The sequence below is a fragment of the Pseudorhodoferax sp. Leaf265 genome (genome assembly GCF_001422365.1).
Taxonomy (GTDB): Bacteria; Pseudomonadota; Gammaproteobacteria; order Burkholderiales; family Burkholderiaceae_C; genus Pseudorhodoferax.
The window spans coordinates 261,403-275,233 of the sequence record NZ_LMMT01000001.1 but is presented as its reverse complement, the minus strand read 5'-3'; the positions used below and the strand labels follow the sequence as shown (position 1 = coordinate 275,233).

The 13,831-nt window shown below is 69.0% G+C and carries 16 protein-coding genes; 11 read left to right on the top strand and 5 right to left on the bottom strand.

The window, feature by feature from the left end:
* Position 1 precedes the first annotated feature (1 nt).
* Entirely contained in the window at positions 2 to 718 is a 717-nt protein-coding gene (locus ASF45_RS01295; protein ID WP_056655699.1) for a response regulator, read from the top strand.
* A gap of 115 nt (positions 719 to 833) precedes the next feature.
* Entirely contained in the window at positions 834 to 1,178 is a 345-nt protein-coding gene (locus ASF45_RS01290; RefSeq protein WP_056655696.1) for a hypothetical protein, read from the top strand.
* A 2-nt stretch (positions 1,179 to 1,180) separates the two neighbouring features.
* Here ASF45_RS01290 and ASF45_RS01285 read toward each other — a convergent pair whose 3' ends face one another.
* Both ASF45_RS01285 and ASF45_RS01280 read right to left on the bottom strand, forming a co-directional pair.
* A complete protein-coding gene (locus ASF45_RS01285; protein ID WP_056655693.1) occupies positions 1,181 to 2,152 on the bottom strand; it encodes a tripartite tricarboxylate transporter substrate binding protein in 972 nt (323 codons plus the stop codon).
* Positions 2,153 to 2,181: 29 nt separating this feature from the next.
* Positions 2,182 to 3,504, bottom strand: a complete 1,323-nt coding sequence (locus tag ASF45_RS01280) for a sulfatase (protein ID WP_056655689.1) — start codon at positions 3,502 to 3,504, stop codon at positions 2,182 to 2,184.
* Between the two features lie 89 nt (positions 3,505 to 3,593).
* On the opposite strand from ASF45_RS01280, the gene ASF45_RS01275 reads away from it, so the two are divergent.
* The gene (locus ASF45_RS01275) at positions 3,594 to 4,490 is read left to right on the top strand and encodes a LysR family transcriptional regulator (protein WP_056655686.1); all 897 of its coding nucleotides are present in this window, start codon (positions 3,594 to 3,596) and stop codon (positions 4,488 to 4,490) included.
* A 3-nt stretch (positions 4,491 to 4,493) separates the two neighbouring features.
* On the opposite strand, the gene gshB is transcribed toward ASF45_RS01275, so the two are convergent.
* Together gshB and ASF45_RS01265 are read right to left on the bottom strand one after the other, a co-directional pair.
* A complete protein-coding gene (gshB, locus tag ASF45_RS01270) occupies positions 4,494 to 5,441 on the bottom strand; it encodes a glutathione synthase (protein WP_056655683.1) in 948 nt (315 codons plus the stop codon).
* Positions 5,438 to 6,622, bottom strand: a complete 1,185-nt coding sequence (locus ASF45_RS01265; protein ID WP_056655680.1) for a benzoate/H(+) symporter BenE family transporter — start codon at positions 6,620 to 6,622, stop codon at positions 5,438 to 5,440. The genes gshB and ASF45_RS01265 overlap by 4 nt, the downstream gene beginning before the upstream one ends.
* Before the next feature lie 110 nt (positions 6,623 to 6,732).
* Here ASF45_RS01265 and ASF45_RS01260 point away from each other — a divergent pair, with 110 nt between their 5' ends.
* The 8 genes from ASF45_RS01260 to ASF45_RS01225 all read left to right on the top strand — a co-directional run bounded on the left by ASF45_RS01260 (position 6,733) and on the right by ASF45_RS01225 (position 11,827).
* Entirely contained in the window at positions 6,733 to 7,212 is a 480-nt protein-coding gene (locus tag ASF45_RS01260) for a carboxymuconolactone decarboxylase family protein (RefSeq protein ID WP_056655677.1), read from the top strand.
* A 29-nt stretch (positions 7,213 to 7,241) separates the two neighbouring features.
* The gene (locus ASF45_RS01255; protein WP_056655674.1) at positions 7,242 to 7,982 is read left to right on the top strand and encodes an SDR family oxidoreductase; all 741 of its coding nucleotides are present in this window, start codon (positions 7,242 to 7,244) and stop codon (positions 7,980 to 7,982) included.
* A gap of 58 nt (positions 7,983 to 8,040) precedes the next feature.
* Positions 8,041 to 9,168: a zinc-binding dehydrogenase gene (locus ASF45_RS01250; RefSeq protein WP_056655672.1), complete on the top strand. Its 1,128-nt coding sequence runs from the start codon at positions 8,041 to 8,043 to the stop codon at positions 9,166 to 9,168.
* A complete protein-coding gene (locus ASF45_RS01245) occupies positions 9,169 to 9,810 on the top strand; it encodes a VOC family protein (RefSeq protein WP_056655669.1) in 642 nt (213 codons plus the stop codon).
* A 31-nt stretch (positions 9,811 to 9,841) separates the two neighbouring features.
* Positions 9,842 to 10,099 (top strand): DUF3297 family protein, encoded by a 258-nt coding sequence (locus ASF45_RS01240; RefSeq protein ID WP_056655667.1) that lies wholly within the window; start codon positions 9,842 to 9,844, stop codon positions 10,097 to 10,099.
* 168 nt (positions 10,100 to 10,267) lie between these two features.
* Positions 10,268 to 10,591 carry a DUF4148 domain-containing protein gene (locus tag ASF45_RS01235; RefSeq protein WP_056655664.1) on the top strand — a complete coding sequence of 108 codons (324 nt, stop codon included), beginning with the start codon at positions 10,268 to 10,270 and terminating at the stop codon, positions 10,589 to 10,591.
* Positions 10,592 to 10,896: 305 nt separating this feature from the next.
* Positions 10,897 to 11,211 carry a DUF4148 domain-containing protein gene (locus ASF45_RS01230; RefSeq protein WP_056655660.1) on the top strand — a complete coding sequence of 105 codons (315 nt, stop codon included), beginning with the start codon at positions 10,897 to 10,899 and terminating at the stop codon, positions 11,209 to 11,211.
* 181 nt (positions 11,212 to 11,392) lie between these two features.
* Complete coding sequence (locus ASF45_RS01225) at positions 11,393 to 11,827, top strand: DUF4148 domain-containing protein (RefSeq protein WP_056655657.1); 435 nt, start codon at positions 11,393 to 11,395, stop codon at positions 11,825 to 11,827.
* Between the two features lie 66 nt (positions 11,828 to 11,893).
* On the opposite strand, the gene ASF45_RS01220 is transcribed toward ASF45_RS01225, so the two are convergent.
* The gene (locus tag ASF45_RS01220) at positions 11,894 to 13,762 is read right to left on the bottom strand and encodes a potassium transporter Kup (RefSeq protein WP_056655653.1); all 1,869 of its coding nucleotides are present in this window, start codon (positions 13,760 to 13,762) and stop codon (positions 11,894 to 11,896) included.
* Positions 13,763 to 13,831 lie beyond the last annotated feature (69 nt).

Here is a 13,831-nt window from a genome sequence, read left to right as displayed (position 1 = left end):
CATGACCACTTCTGCTGAAGCGACACCGCCGCCGCGCGTGCTGGTGATCGACGACGAGCCGCAGATCCGCAAGTTCGTCGACATCAGCCTGCGCTCGCAGGGCTACGCCACGCTGCTGGCCGAAACCGGCCAGCAGGGACTGAGCCTGCTGGCGAGCAAGGGCGCCGACATCGTGGTGCTGGACCTGGGCCTGCCCGACCTCGACGGCCGCGAGGTGCTGCAGGAGCTGCGCCAGTGGTCACGCGTTCCGGTCATCGTGCTGACGGTGCGCTCCGGCGAGGAAGAGAAGGTGGCCTTGCTGGATGCCGGCGCCAACGACTACGTGACCAAGCCGTTCGGCATCGGCGAGCTCATGGCGCGGCTGCGCGCGCTGCTGCGCAATGCAGTGCCGGCCGACCCGGTGGCGCCCACCTACGACGACGGCAACCTGCGCATCGACATCGCGCGGCGCGAGGTGCACCTGCAGGGCGAGCCGGTGGCGCTCACGCGCAAGGAGTTCGCGCTGCTGTCCATCCTGGCCAGCCACCCCGACCGGCTGATCACGCAGCCCCAACTGCTGCGCGAGATGTGGGGCCCCACGCACACCGAGGATGCGCACTACCTGCGCGTGCTGGTGGCCAAGCTGCGCCAGAAGCTGGGCGACGCGGCCGCCGCACCGCGCTACATCATCACGGAGCCCGGCGTCGGCCTGAAGTTCGTGACGGAGCGCACGGGCTGAGGGGCGCGGATGGCACGGCCTTGACGCATTCTTTGCGCACGGTCCCCGCAATTTGACAGCGGCTTGACGGGCGTGTCGCGACACTGAACGCCTCTCGACTTTCCGCTGAAAACCCATGGCCTATGCCGCGTACAAGGAGTTTGTCCCCGCTGCCGCCGCAGCGCGCCGGCCGGTGTTCCAGGTGCTCGATGTCACCGTGCCGCTGGCCGATGCGCACGCCGTGCGCCGCGCCCTGCTGGCCTGCGACGGCGTGGACATCCTGCGCTGCGAACCCCTGCCGCGTTCGGGTGCCGCCTGCGCCAGCGCGGCACCGCGGGCGCGGCTGACGCTGCACCTGGCCGACTGCAGCTTCGACGCCGTGGCGCACCGGGTGCTGGCCTGTACGCCCGACGGCGAGTTCGGCCGGCTCGCCAGCTGGCGCGAGCATCTGCGCCATCTGGGCCTGCCCAGCGGCTTCTAGGTTCAATCGGCGACGAAGCCTGTCGCCTTGACGATGCGCGCCCAGCGTGCCGATTCCGCGTTCATCTGCTGCAGGAAGGCTTCGCCACACAGCGGAGCGGCCGGTGCCAGGCCCGAGGTGGCCATGCGCTGGCGGAAGTCCGGCGAGGCCAGCACCTTCTGGTGCGCCGCGGTCAGCCGCTGCGCGATGGGCGCTGGCAGGCCCTTGGGGGCCGACAGGCCGAACCAGACCGTGGTCTGCAGCTGCGGCAGGCCGATCTCGGCCACCGTGGGCACGTCGGGCAGCTCGGCCGAACGCTGGCCCGCCGTCGTCGCATAGGCCACGAGCTTGCCGGCCTTGATCTGCGGGCCGGCCGTGGCGGTCTGCACGAAGCCCAGCGGCGCCGTGCCACCCACCATGTCGGTGATCTGGTTCGGGCTGCTGCGGTAAGGCACGTGCGTCATCTCGACCTTGAGCGCCTCGGCCAGCTGGTAGCCCAGGAAGTGCGCGGGCGAGCCCGGCGCGAACGACGAGTAGGTCGGCGGCGTCTTCTGCGCCTTGATCCACTGCGCGAGATCGGCGAAGTTGCGCGTGCCCAGACTCGGGTGGCTGGCCAGCACCAGGCCGGCCTCCACGCCCTGGCAGATCGGCGTGAAGTCGGCTGGCACGTAGCGCGCCCGCGGGTTGGCATTGGGCGTGATGGTCATCATGCCGGCGGTGCTGACCAGCAGCGTGTAGCCGTCCGCCGGTGTGCGCGTCATCACCTGGGCCGCCACCATGCCGCCCACGGCCGGTGAGTTCTCCACCACCACGGGCTGGCCCAGTTCCTTGAGCAGCAGGTCGGCCAGCGCGCGCGCATAGGCGTCGGGCGGGCCGCCCGGCGTAGAGGGCGTGATGAGCTTGATCGGGCGCTCGGGCCAGGTCTGGGCCTGGAGCGGTGCCGCAGCGATGGCGAGCAGGGCGGCGGCGCAGAGCGCGCGGCGGGGGATGTGCATGTTGTGTCTCCGGAGCGGAAAGAAAAGGGTCAGCGCTGCGGCATGTCCTTGGCCGAGTAGCCCAGGCTCACGGCAGCGTCGTCCGGGATGGCGGGCACCGTGGCCTCCCAGGCCAGCCAGTCCGTGCGCAGGCGTTCGAGCATCTCGGGATGCTTGTGCGCAAGGTTGGCGCGCTCGCGCGCATCCTGCCGCACGTTGAAGAGGTACTCGTGGTCGTCGACCTTCAGGTACTTCCAGTCGCCGCGCCGCAGCGCGCGTTGGTGGCGGTGGTGCATGCGCCAGTACAGCGGGCGCTCGAAGGTCTGGCCCGGGTCGCGCAGCACGGCGGCCAGCGAGACGCCATCGATCGGCACCTCGGGGTGCGGCCGGCCGCCGCCCAGCTCCAGCAGCGTGGCCGACCAGTCCATGCTCATGCAGTGCTGCGCGCTTGTGGTTCCGGCCGGAATGGCGGCCGGCCAGTGTGCGATCCAGGGCACGCGGATACCGCCTTCGGTCAGGTCCATCTTGCCACCCACGAGCGGCCAGTTGTCCGAGAAGCGTTCGCCGCCGTTGTCGCTCGTGAAGACGATCAGCGTGTTCTCCAGCAGGCCTTCCTCGCGCAGCGCGGCGACCAGCCAGCCGATGCCCTCGTCCATGTGGTGGACCATGCGGCGGTAGGTCTCCACGTCGCCGCCGTCCAGGTGGAACAGGTTGCCGGCCACCTCGGCCGCCAGGTGCGCGTCGTCGCGCGTCTCCCAGGGCCAGTGCGGCGCCGTGTAGTGCAGGCTCAGGAAGAAGGGCCGGCCGGCGCGGGCCGCGGCGGCGCGCGCCTTCACATGGTCCACCGCGCGGCGCGAGAGCAGGTCGGTCAAATAGCCCACGTCGTGGCGCTCGGACCCGTTCTCGTAGAGGTCGTGGTCGCCCTTGCCCGAGCAGTGGCTGAAGTAGTCCACGCCGCCGGCCATGATGCCGTAGAAGTCGTCGTAGCCCGAGCGCTGCGGGCCGAAGGCCGGCGGGTAGCCCAGGTGCCACTTGCCGATCAGCGCGGTGGCGTAGCCGGCTTCGCGCAGCAGCGAGGGCAGGGTCGGCATAGAAGGCGGCAGGCCCAGCGTGGGGCTGCCCTTGCTGCGGCTGTTGATGGGCTCCTCCATGCCGCCGCGCAGCCGGTACTGGTAGCGCATGGTCATGAGCGCGAAGCGCGTGGGCGAGCAGACCGGCCCGTTGCTGTAGCCCTCGGTGAAGCGCAGGCCGCCTGCGGCCAGCGCGTCGATGTGCGGCGACACGGGGCCGAAGCCGGCCGGCCGGCCGCCGTAGCAGCCCAGGTCGGCGTAGCCGAGGTCGTCGGCGACGATGAAGATGAGGTTGGGTGTCATGCGGATGGATGCGGTGGCCGGACGCGCACTGTAGGTCGGCGTTGGTCATCCGTAAAATTGAAAATTGCAGCCCAAACAAAAGTATTTCTATGGACCCTCGCCACCTCGTGCAACTCGCCACCATCCTTGAGAAGGGGTCCATCACGCAGGCCAGCCGGCACCTGCACCTGACCCAGCCCACGCTCACGCACAACATGCAGACGCTGGAGATGCAGGCCGGCGGCGCGCTGTTCGAGCGCAGCCGCTACGGCGTGCGCAGCACACCGCTGGGCGAGATGCTGGCGCGCGAGGGCCGGGCCATCGGCAGGCGGCTCAAGGACGCGGCCGAGGTCACGGCGCGCCACCGCAGCGGCATCCGCAAGCAGGTGCGCATCGGCGCCGGGCCGCTGGTCGGCGCGGCGGTGGCAGGCGAGCTGGTGCGCGTGCTGCTCGAGCGCTTTCCGGACCTCGCGCTGTCGGTGCAGAGCGACCGGCCGCACCTGCTGCTGGAGCAGCTCATCGACGGCCGCCACGAATTCGTGGTCGCGCCGGCCTGGCTGGAGCGCCCGCCGCCCGGCATCGAGCGCCGGCTGCTGGTGGCCGACGCGCTCGGCGTGTTCTGCGCCCGCACCCATGCCCTGGCCCAGGGCGGTGGCGCGCTCGACGCGCAGCGCTGGATCGGCCTGGGCTCGGCCTCGCCTTTCGCCCAGGAGGTGCGCGAGATGCTGGCCGCCGCGGGCGTGCAGGCCATGCGCGTGGAACTCACGGTGCTGGGCGAGGCCTTCGTGCTGCTCGACACGCTGGGCCTGGGCCAGCACCTCGCCGTGCTGCCGCGCTTTCCGTTGCGCCGGCTGGCCGAACGCTTCGGCCTCGTCGAGCTGGCGCTGCCCGCACCGTCGCGGCCGCGGCCGATCTACCTCTGGTGCCGCGCGACCACGCTGGAGGACGCGGGCATGGCGGCCGTGGCCGAGGTGTTGCAGCAGACCGTGGCGGCGCTGGCCGCCTGAGCTTCAGACCGCCAGCGCGGCCTCCAGCGCGTCGATGAACATGGCCGGCACGTCGAAGCCAGTCTGCTCGGTGATCTCCTGGAAGCAGGTCGGGCTGGTCACGTTGACTTCGGTGAGGCAGTCGCCGATGGCGTCCAGGCCCACGAGCAGCAGGCCGCGCGCGGCCAGCACCGGGCCCAGCGCCTCGGCGATCTCGCGGTCGCGTTCGGTCAGCGGCTGGGCCACGCCCTTGCCGCCGGCCGCGAGGTTGCCGCGCACCTCGTTGCCCTGCGGGATGCGTGCGAGCGAGAACGGCACGGGCTTGCCGCCGATCACGAGGATGCGCTTGTCGCCGAGGGCGATCTCGGGCACGAAGCGCTGGACCATGATGGTCTCGGCGCCGTCCTTGTTGAGCGTCTCGACGATGGAGCCCAGGTTCAGCCCGTCGGCCTTGACGCGGAAGATGCCCATGCCGCCCATGCCGTCCAGCGGCTTCAAGATCACGTCCTGGTGCTCGGCGTGGAAGGCGCGCACCTCGGCCGCGCTGCGCGTGACCAGCGTGGGGCTGGTGTACTGCGCGAACTCCATGATGGCCAGCTTCTCGGGGTGGTCGCGCAGCGCGGCCGGCTTGTTGAAGACTTTGGCGCCTTCGCGCTCGGCCTGCTCCAGCAGGTGCGTGGCGTAGAAGAACTCGCTGTCGAAGGGCGGGTCCTTGCGCATGAGCACGGCGTCGAACCCGGCCAGCGCGCGCACGGGCGTGGAATCGATGCGGTACCAGGCGTCGGGCGCGCCCGTCAGCGTCAGTTCGCTGACCAGGGCCTGCACCTTGCCACCCGTGCGCCAGCCGATGTGGCGCGGCTCGCAGGACCAGATGCGGTGGCCGCGGCGCTGGGCCTCGCGCATCATCGAGAAGGTGGTGTCCTTGTAGATCTTGAAGCTGTCGAGCGGGTCGACGACGAAAAGGATGTTCATGCCTGGCTCTTTCGGGAAGGCGCGTACTGTTGCACAAACAGCGCCAGGGCGCCGGCCACCACTCCCCAGAAGGCCGAGCCGACGCCGGCGATTGCCACGCCGGACAGCGTGACGAGGAAGGTGATCAGGGCCGGCTCGCGGTGCCGCTCGTCGGCCAGCGCGGCGGCCAGGCCGTTGCCGATGGTGCCCAGCAGCGCGAGGCCGGCGATGGCGGCCACCAGCTCCTTGGGGAAGGCCGTCAGCAGCCCCGTGACGGTGGCGCCGAAGACGCCGATCAGCACGTAGATCAGGCCGCAGCTGACGGCCGCGGTGTAGCGCTTGTCGGGGTCTTCGTGCGCCTCGCGGCCCATGCAGATCGCGGCCGTGATGGCCGAGAGGTTCAGCGCGAACGCGCCGAACGGCGCCAACACCAGCGTGGCCAGGCCGGTGATGCTGAGCAGTTTGGAGATCGGCATGCGGCCGTAGCCGGCCGCGCGGATGGCGGCCACGCCGGGCAGGTTCTGCGAGGCCATGGTCACCACGAACAGCGGCACGGCCAGGCTGATGGCGGCCTGCCAGCTGAAGACCGGCATGGTGAACTGGGGCACCGCCAATGCCAGGTGGACCGACGACCAGCCCAGCTCGCCGCGCACGCCACAGTAGACGATGGCCGCCAGCAGCGTCAGCGGCACGGCGTAGCGCGGTAGCAGGCGTCGGCCCAGCAGGTAGACCACGAGCATCAGCAGCACCAGACCCAGCGCGGTCTTCGCGGCCAGAAACGCGTCCAGCCCGAAGCGCGCCAGCACGCCGGCCAGCAGCGCCGAGGCGATGGCCACGGGGATGCGGTTCATCACGCGCTCGAACCAGCCGGTGGCGCCCGCCAGCCAGATCGCCAGGGCGCTCAGCATGAACGCGCCCACGGCCTCGCCCATGCCGTACCCGGCACCCGCCACGGCCAGCACGGCAGCGCCCGGCGTGCTCCAGGCCACCATGACCGGCATGCGCCACAGCAGCGAGGGGATGGCGGTGGCCAGGCCCATGCCCAGGCCCAAGGCCCACATCCAGGAACTGATCTGCGCCGGCGTGGCGCCGAAGGCCAGCGCGGCCTGGAACACGATGGCCACGGAACTGGTGAAGCCGACCAGCACGGCCACGAAGCCGGCCGTGAACGCGGGCAGGCTCAGGTCTTTCAGGAAACGCATAGGCGGCGGATTGTGCCCATGCCGGATTTTTTCGGCTGGCCTGTCACAAACCGCGGGGCCGGCCCGTCTTGAAGGGAAGAGAACGATTTTTCAACCCGAAAGGAAACACCATGACCCCCCGCCTCAACGCCCTGCAGCAAGCCCCCGAGCTCTACAAGAAGCTGTCCGACTACAGCATCGCCGGCAAGAAGGGCAGCCTGGACGCCAAGCTGCTCGCGCTGATCGAGATCCGTGCCTCGCAGATGAACGGCTGCGCCTTCTGCCTGGACATGCACGTCAAGCAGGCCAAGCAGCACGGCGAGGGCGAGCTGCGCCTGCACCATGTGGCGATCTGGCACGAATCCCCGTTGTTCAGCGCGCGCGAGCGCGCCGCCTTCGCCTGGACCGAGGTGCTCACGCAGCTGCCCGCCCATGGCGTGTCCGATGCCGTCTACGAGCAGGTGCGCGCCGAGTTCTCCGAGCAGGAGATCGTGGAACTCACGCACAACGTGATGGGCATCAACGCCTGGAACCGCCTGAGCATCGCCTTCCGCAACGTCCCGGGCGCGGCCGACAAGGCCTTCGGCCTGGACAAGGTGCAGTTCTCCTGATCCCGCTTCCTGCACCCGAGGGACACCCCATGAAGATCGTCGTCATCGGCGGCACGGGCCTGATCGGCTCCAAGCTCGTCGTCTTGTTGAAGAACCTGGGCCACGACGTGCTGGCCGCCTCGCCCAACACCGGCGTCAACACGCTCACGGGCGAGGGCCTGGATGCGGCGCTGGCCGGTGCCCAGGTGGTGGTGGATGTGGCGAATTCGCCCTCGTTCGCCGACCAGGCCGTGCTGGACTTCTTCCAGACCTCGGGCCGCAACCTGCTGGCGGCCGAGGCGAGAGCCGGCGTGCAGCACCATGTGGCGCTGTCCGTGGTCGGCACGCACAAGCTGCAGCGGAGCGGCTACTTCCGCGCCAAGCAGGCGCAGGAAGACCTGGTCGTGGCCGGCGGCATCCCCTGGACCATCGTGCAGGCCACGCAGTTCCTCGAGTTCCTGGGCGGCATCGCGCAGTCGGCCGGTGCGAACGGCGAGATCCGGCTGTCGCCGGCCGCCATCCAGCCCATCAGCTCCGACGACGTGGCCGCCGTGCTGGCCGACGTGGCACTGGCCGCGCCCCTGCACGGCCGCATCGAGATCGCCGGCCCCGAGCGGCTGCCGCTGGCCGAACTCGTGCAACGCTACCTCGACCTGAAGCAGGACGGCCGCCAGGTCGTGGCGGACCCGCAGGCGCTGTACTTCGGCGCGCCGCTGGACGACGGCACGCTGGTGCCCGTGGGCAGGGCGCGGCTGGGGACGGTCACCTTCGCGGCCTGGATGGCGCGCTGAACACGGGGCGCTTCCTATACTGGGTGGCTCCACCGAACCACCCACCCGAGGACCACCCATGCCCTTGCAACTGCGCTCGCTGATTCGCCCCGACGCGACCCTGGAACTCTCGCTGGCCGAGGTCGCCATGCCCCAGCCTGCGCACGACGACGAGGTCGTGGTGCGCGTGGAGGCGGCGCCGCTGAACCCCTCGGACCTGGGCCTGCTGTTCGGCGGTGCCGACATGGCCACGGCCAAGGTCTCGGGCACGGCCGAGCGCCCCGTGGTCACGGCCAGCCTGTCGCCCACGGCCCTGGCCGCGGCCGGCGCGCGGGTCGGCGATTCCATGGTCGTGGGCAACGAGGGCGCCGGTACCGTGGTCGCCGCCGGTGCCTCGGCCGCGGCCCAGGCCCTGCTGGGCAGGAAGGTCGCGCTGCTGGGCGGCGGCATGTACGCAGAGTTCCGCGCCATTTCGGCCGCGCAATGCCTGCCGCTGCCCGAGGGCGCCACGGCGGCGCAGGGCGCCTCGTGCTTCGTCAACCCGCTGACCTCGCTGGGCATGGTGGAGACCATGCGGCGCGAGGGCCACACCGCGCTGGTGCACACGGCTGCGGCGTCCAACCTGGGCCAGATGCTGAACCGCATCTGCCTGAAGGACGGCGTGCCGCTGGTCAACGTGGTGCGCAAGCCCGAGCAGGCCGCGCTGCTGCGCGGGCAAGGCGCGCAGCATGTGGTCGACAGCAGCCAGAGCGACTTCCAGGCCGCATTGACCGAGGCGATTGCCGCCACCGGCGCCACGCTGGCCTTCGATGCCATCGGCGGCGGCAAGCTGGCCGGCCAGATTCTGGTGGCCATGGAGGCCGCCATCGCGCGCAAGGAGCAGGCCGCCTACAGCCGCTACGGCAGCAATGTGCACAAGCAGGTCTACGTCTACGGCAGCCTGGACCGCGGCCCCATCGAGATCGCGCGCGGCTTCGGCATGACCTGGGGGGTGGGCGGCTGGCTGCTGTTCCCGTTCCTGCAGAAGACCGGTCCGCATCAGGTGCAGCAGCTCAAGGCGCGCGTGGCGGCCGAGCTCACGACCACCTTCGCGAGCCACTACACGCGCGAGGTCGGCCTGGCCGAGGCGCTGTCGCTGGAGGCCATCGCCATCTACGGCAAGCAGGCCACGGGCGAGAAGGTGCTGCTGCGCCCCTCGGGCACCTGAATGTCGACCTGCCGCATCGACCACCTCGCCATCGTGGCGCCAACGCTGCAGGCCGGCAGCGACGCCCTGCACGCGCAACTGGGCGTGCGCCCGCAGCCGGGCGGCCAGCATGCCCGCATGGGCACGCACAACCTGTTGCTGCGCCTGGGCGAGGCGTTGTACCTGGAGGTGATCGCCGTGGACCCTGGCGTGCCGGCCCCACCGCGTGCGCGATGGTTCGAACTCGACCGACTGGCAGCCGATGCGCCACCGCGCCTGGCGTGCTGGGTGGCGCGCACCGACGACATCGCGGCAGCGGTCGCCGCGACGGCCGCCGTGCCGGTCGGCGAGGTGCTGCCCATGTCGCGCGGCGGGTTCGGCTGGCGCATCACGGTGCCAGCCGACGGCAGCCTGCCGCTCGGTGGTGCTGCCCCGACGCTGATCCAGTGGGACACCCCCGCCCATCCGGCATCCACGCTCGAAGACCTCGGCTGCACACTGGTCGCGCTCGAACTGCAGCACCCTGAGCCGGCGCGCGTGCAGGCGCTGCTCGACCGGCTGGGGCTGGCCGAGCCCGCGGTCACGCTGACGGTGCGCGAGGCGCCCGTGCCCGGACTGCTGGCGTGGGTGCGCACCGCCGCAGGGCTGCGCTCGCTGGGTTAGCGTGGCCGCGGGCTGCGGTCTAATTGCGCCCATGAACCAAGAAGCCACCACCCGTCCGCCGCTGCCCGACCACCTGTCCGTCGACCCGCGCAGCCCGCACCATGTCGCGGCCGTGTTCCAGCACGACATCGGCATCCGCTTCAACGGCACCGAACGCCACGATGTCGAGGAGTACTGCCTGTCCGAAGGCTGGATCAAGGTGGCCGCCGGCAAGACCGTGGACCGCCGTGGCCGGCCGCTTCTGATCAAGCTCAAGGGCCAGGTCGAAGCCTTCTACCGCGAAACCTGAAACCGGTTACTGTTTCGATCCGGGAAACGATCCATTGCTCGGAGGCCTGTTTTTCTTTCAAAGCACAACTTCTACAGTTCATCCCATCGATGAGCCAACCGCAAACGGTTCATCGAAGCGGTCGCCGGGAAGGCTTGGTGACCGGATCGAGCCAACCGATTTGCAAGGATGAACACCATGAACACGAAGTTTTTCGCCTCCGCCCTGATCGCTGCTGCCGCTTTCGCCGCCGCCCCCGCCTTTGCCGGCGACAACATCAGCGGTGAAGTCGGCTATGTGCCGCAAGTGAGCAGCGCCAAGAGCAGCCTGACGCGCGAAGCCGTGCGTGCCGAGTACCTGCAGGCCGAGCGCAACGGCACGTTGCCCGAACTGGGCGAAGGCGCCGACACCGGTGCTGTGGCTTCTGCCAAGAGCACGCTGTCGCGTGACGCCGTGCGCGCAGAAGCGGTGTACGCCGTGCGCCACGGTCAGCTGGTTGGCGGCGAAGTCTGAGCCTGCCCCCCGCATCGCGCCACGATGAACCAAAGCCCGCGCCGCAAGGCGCGGGCTTTTTGCTTTGCAGCCCGGGCGGATGGCCAAGCACTCTCAAGACTGCGGCATCAGGGAAAGTACTGAGTCTCTCCACTGTTGTCATTTCAGAAACGATGCATTGCCCTTTGCACGGTTTTTCTTTGGCGCCATGGCTTCGACAATGGAGCCATCGATGAGACGCAGACACGACTCGTCGAGACGGAGCAGGACAAAAGGTCCGGCTCCGCTGAACGGGAAATTGTCCTCATCACCGAAAGGAATCCATCATGAACACGAAGTTTCTTGCCTCCGCCCTGGTCGCGGCCATCGGTTTCGCTGCCGCTCCCAGCTTCGCTGGCGACAACATCAGCGGTGAAGTCGGCTATGTGCCGCAAGTGAGCTCGGTCAAGAGCGGCCTGACCCGCGAAGCCGTGCGTGCCGAGTACCTGCAGGCCGAACGCAATGGCACGCTGCCGGAAGTCGGCGAAGGTGCCGATATCGGCGCCGTGGCCACCGCCAAGAGCACCTTGACCCGCGACGCCGTGCGCTCTGAAGCCGTGTACGCCGTGCGCCATGGCCTGCTGGGTGGTGGCGAAGTCTGATCGTTCCAGAACGCTTGCAGATCCAGGCCCGCGCCGCAAGGCGCGGGCTTTTTGCTTTGGCGAGAAGTTCCACGACACTGTTGCCTCAGCGGAAACGATGCTTTGCTTTGAGCGGGCTTTTTCTTTCGCTTCTGCGTTTTTAAACTTCATTCCATCGTCAATGTCAATGAAGGAAAGCACCATGAACACCAAGATCCTCGCCTCCGCCCTGCTCGCCGCAGCCGGCTTGGTCGCAGCGCCTGCATTCGCTGGCGGCGGTGTGAACGCCAGTGGTGAAGTCGGCTACATCCCGCCGGTGGCAGCCGCTTCGTCCGGCGGCCTGAGCCGTGAAGCCGTACGCAACGAACTCCTGCAAGCCCAGCGCAACCACCAGCTCGTCGCCACCGGTGAAGTCGGTGAAGCGGGCGTTGTGGCCTCTGCCAAGCCCAGCACGGTGACGCGCGAGCAAGTCCAGGGCGAATACCTGGCTGCAGCCCGGAACCACCAATTGGCCCCGGCTGGCGAAGGTGCAGACATCGGCTACCGCCCCTCCAAGAGCCTGCTGACCCGCGAAGCCGTGCACGCCGAGGCCGTGCGTGCCCTGCGTGCCGGTGACCTGCCTGGCGGCGAAGTCTGATCCTCGCGCTTCGCGCAGAACGCAAAAGGCCCGCGCCGCAAGGCGCGGGCCTTTTGCATTGCCGGCTCAGATCTCGACCTTGGAGCCCAGCTCGACGACGGCGTTGCTGGGCAGCTTGAGGAAGTCGGCCGCAGCGCTTGCGTTCAGGTGCATCTGCGCGAACAGTTTCTCGCGCCAGGGCGCCATGCCGGTGCCAAGGGTGGGCACCACCATGTCGCGCGAGAGGAAGTAGCTCGTCGTCATGGTCTCCATTTCGCAGCCGCGTCCGCGCATCTGCTCCAGTGCGCGCGGCAGGTCCGGGTCGTTCTTGAAGCCGTAGTGCAGCACCACCTGCCAGCAGTCGTGGCCCAGGGCCTCGATCTGCAGGCGCTTGTCCATGCCGATCCAGGGCCGTTCGTGGCTGCGTACGGTCACGAACAGGTTGGTCTCGTGCAGCACCTTGTTGTGCTTGAGGTTGTGCAGCAGTGCATTGGGCACGCTGCCCGGTTCGGCCGTCAGGAACACGGCTGTGCCTTCCACGCGGGCGGGGGGGCTCACGAACACCGACTCGAGGAAGCTCTTGAGGTCGATGGCGTTGGCGCGCAGCGCCTCGTTGAGCAGGCGCCGACCTTCGTGCCAGGTCATCATGAGCATGAACATCATGGCGCCGATGAACAGCGGGAACCAGCCACCGTCGAACAGCTTCATGAGATTGGAAGCCCAGAACGCGAAGTCGACGATGAAGAAGAAGCCCGTGGCCAGGATGCACAGCCACAGCGGGTACTTCCAGCCGTAGCGCACGACGAAGAAGGTCAGCACGGTGGTGATCAGCATGTCGGTGCACACGGCGATGCCGTAGGCCGCCGCCAGGTTGCTGGAGGACTTGAACATCACCACGGCCAGCACGATCGCCAGGAACAGGCCCCAGTTGATGAAGGGGATGTAGATCTGTCCGGCCGCCTTGACGCTGGTGTGCTGGATCTGCAGCCGCGGCAGGTAGCCCAGCTGGATCACCTGCTTGGTGACCGAGAACGCACCCGTGATGAGTGCCTGGGAGGCGATCACCGCGGCGGCCGTGGCCATGCCCACCAGCGGCAACAGCGCCCATTCGGGCGCCATCATGAAGAACGGGTTCTTGACGGCCTCGGGCTCGCGCAGCAATAGCGCGCCCTGGCCGAAGTAGTTCAGCGTGAGCGCCGGCATGACCACGCTGAACCAGGCCAGCCGGATCGGCCGTTTGCCGAAGTGGCCGAGGTCGGCATAGAGCGCCTCGGCGCCCGTCACAGCCAGCACCACGGCGCCCAGAATGACGAAGCTCGTGCCCGGGTTGTTCCACAGGAAGCGCAGCGCATGGTGCGGGCTCAGCGCGTGGAGGATCTCCGGGTTGTGCCAGATGTGCGAGACGCCCAGCAGCGCGATGGCGATGAACCAGGCCAGCGTGATCGGCCCGAAGAACTTGCCGATGCCGGCCGTGCCGCGTTTCTGCAGGGCGAACAGCGCGAACAGGATCACGAGCGTGAGCGGGATCACGGCCTTGCGGAAGGCCGGCGACACCACCTCCAGGCCTTCCACGGCCGACAGCACCGAGATGGCCGGCGTGATCACGCCGTCGCCGTAGAACAAACAGGTGCCGAAGATGCCGACCAGCAGCAGTACCTGGCGCAGTTGCGGCTTGTCCTTCACCGACTGCGAGGCCAGCGCCAGCATGGCGACCAGGCCGCCTTCGCCGGCGTTGTCGGCGCGCAGTACCAGCACCACGTACTTGAGCGAGACGATGACGGTCAGCGTCCAGAACAGGATGGACAGCACGCCGTAGACGTTGTCCGCCGTGAACGGGACATGGCCGGATCCGAAGATCTCTTTGACCGCGTACAGGACGCTGGTGCCGATGTCACCGTAGACGACACCGATGGCGCCCAGGGTGAGCGCCGCGAGCGGGGTTTTTGCGTGTTGCAAAGGAAAGCCGCCCGGCCGTTGGGGCCAGCGGCTGGTGTTTCGCGGGACGGCTATTGTGCGCTTCGCCCT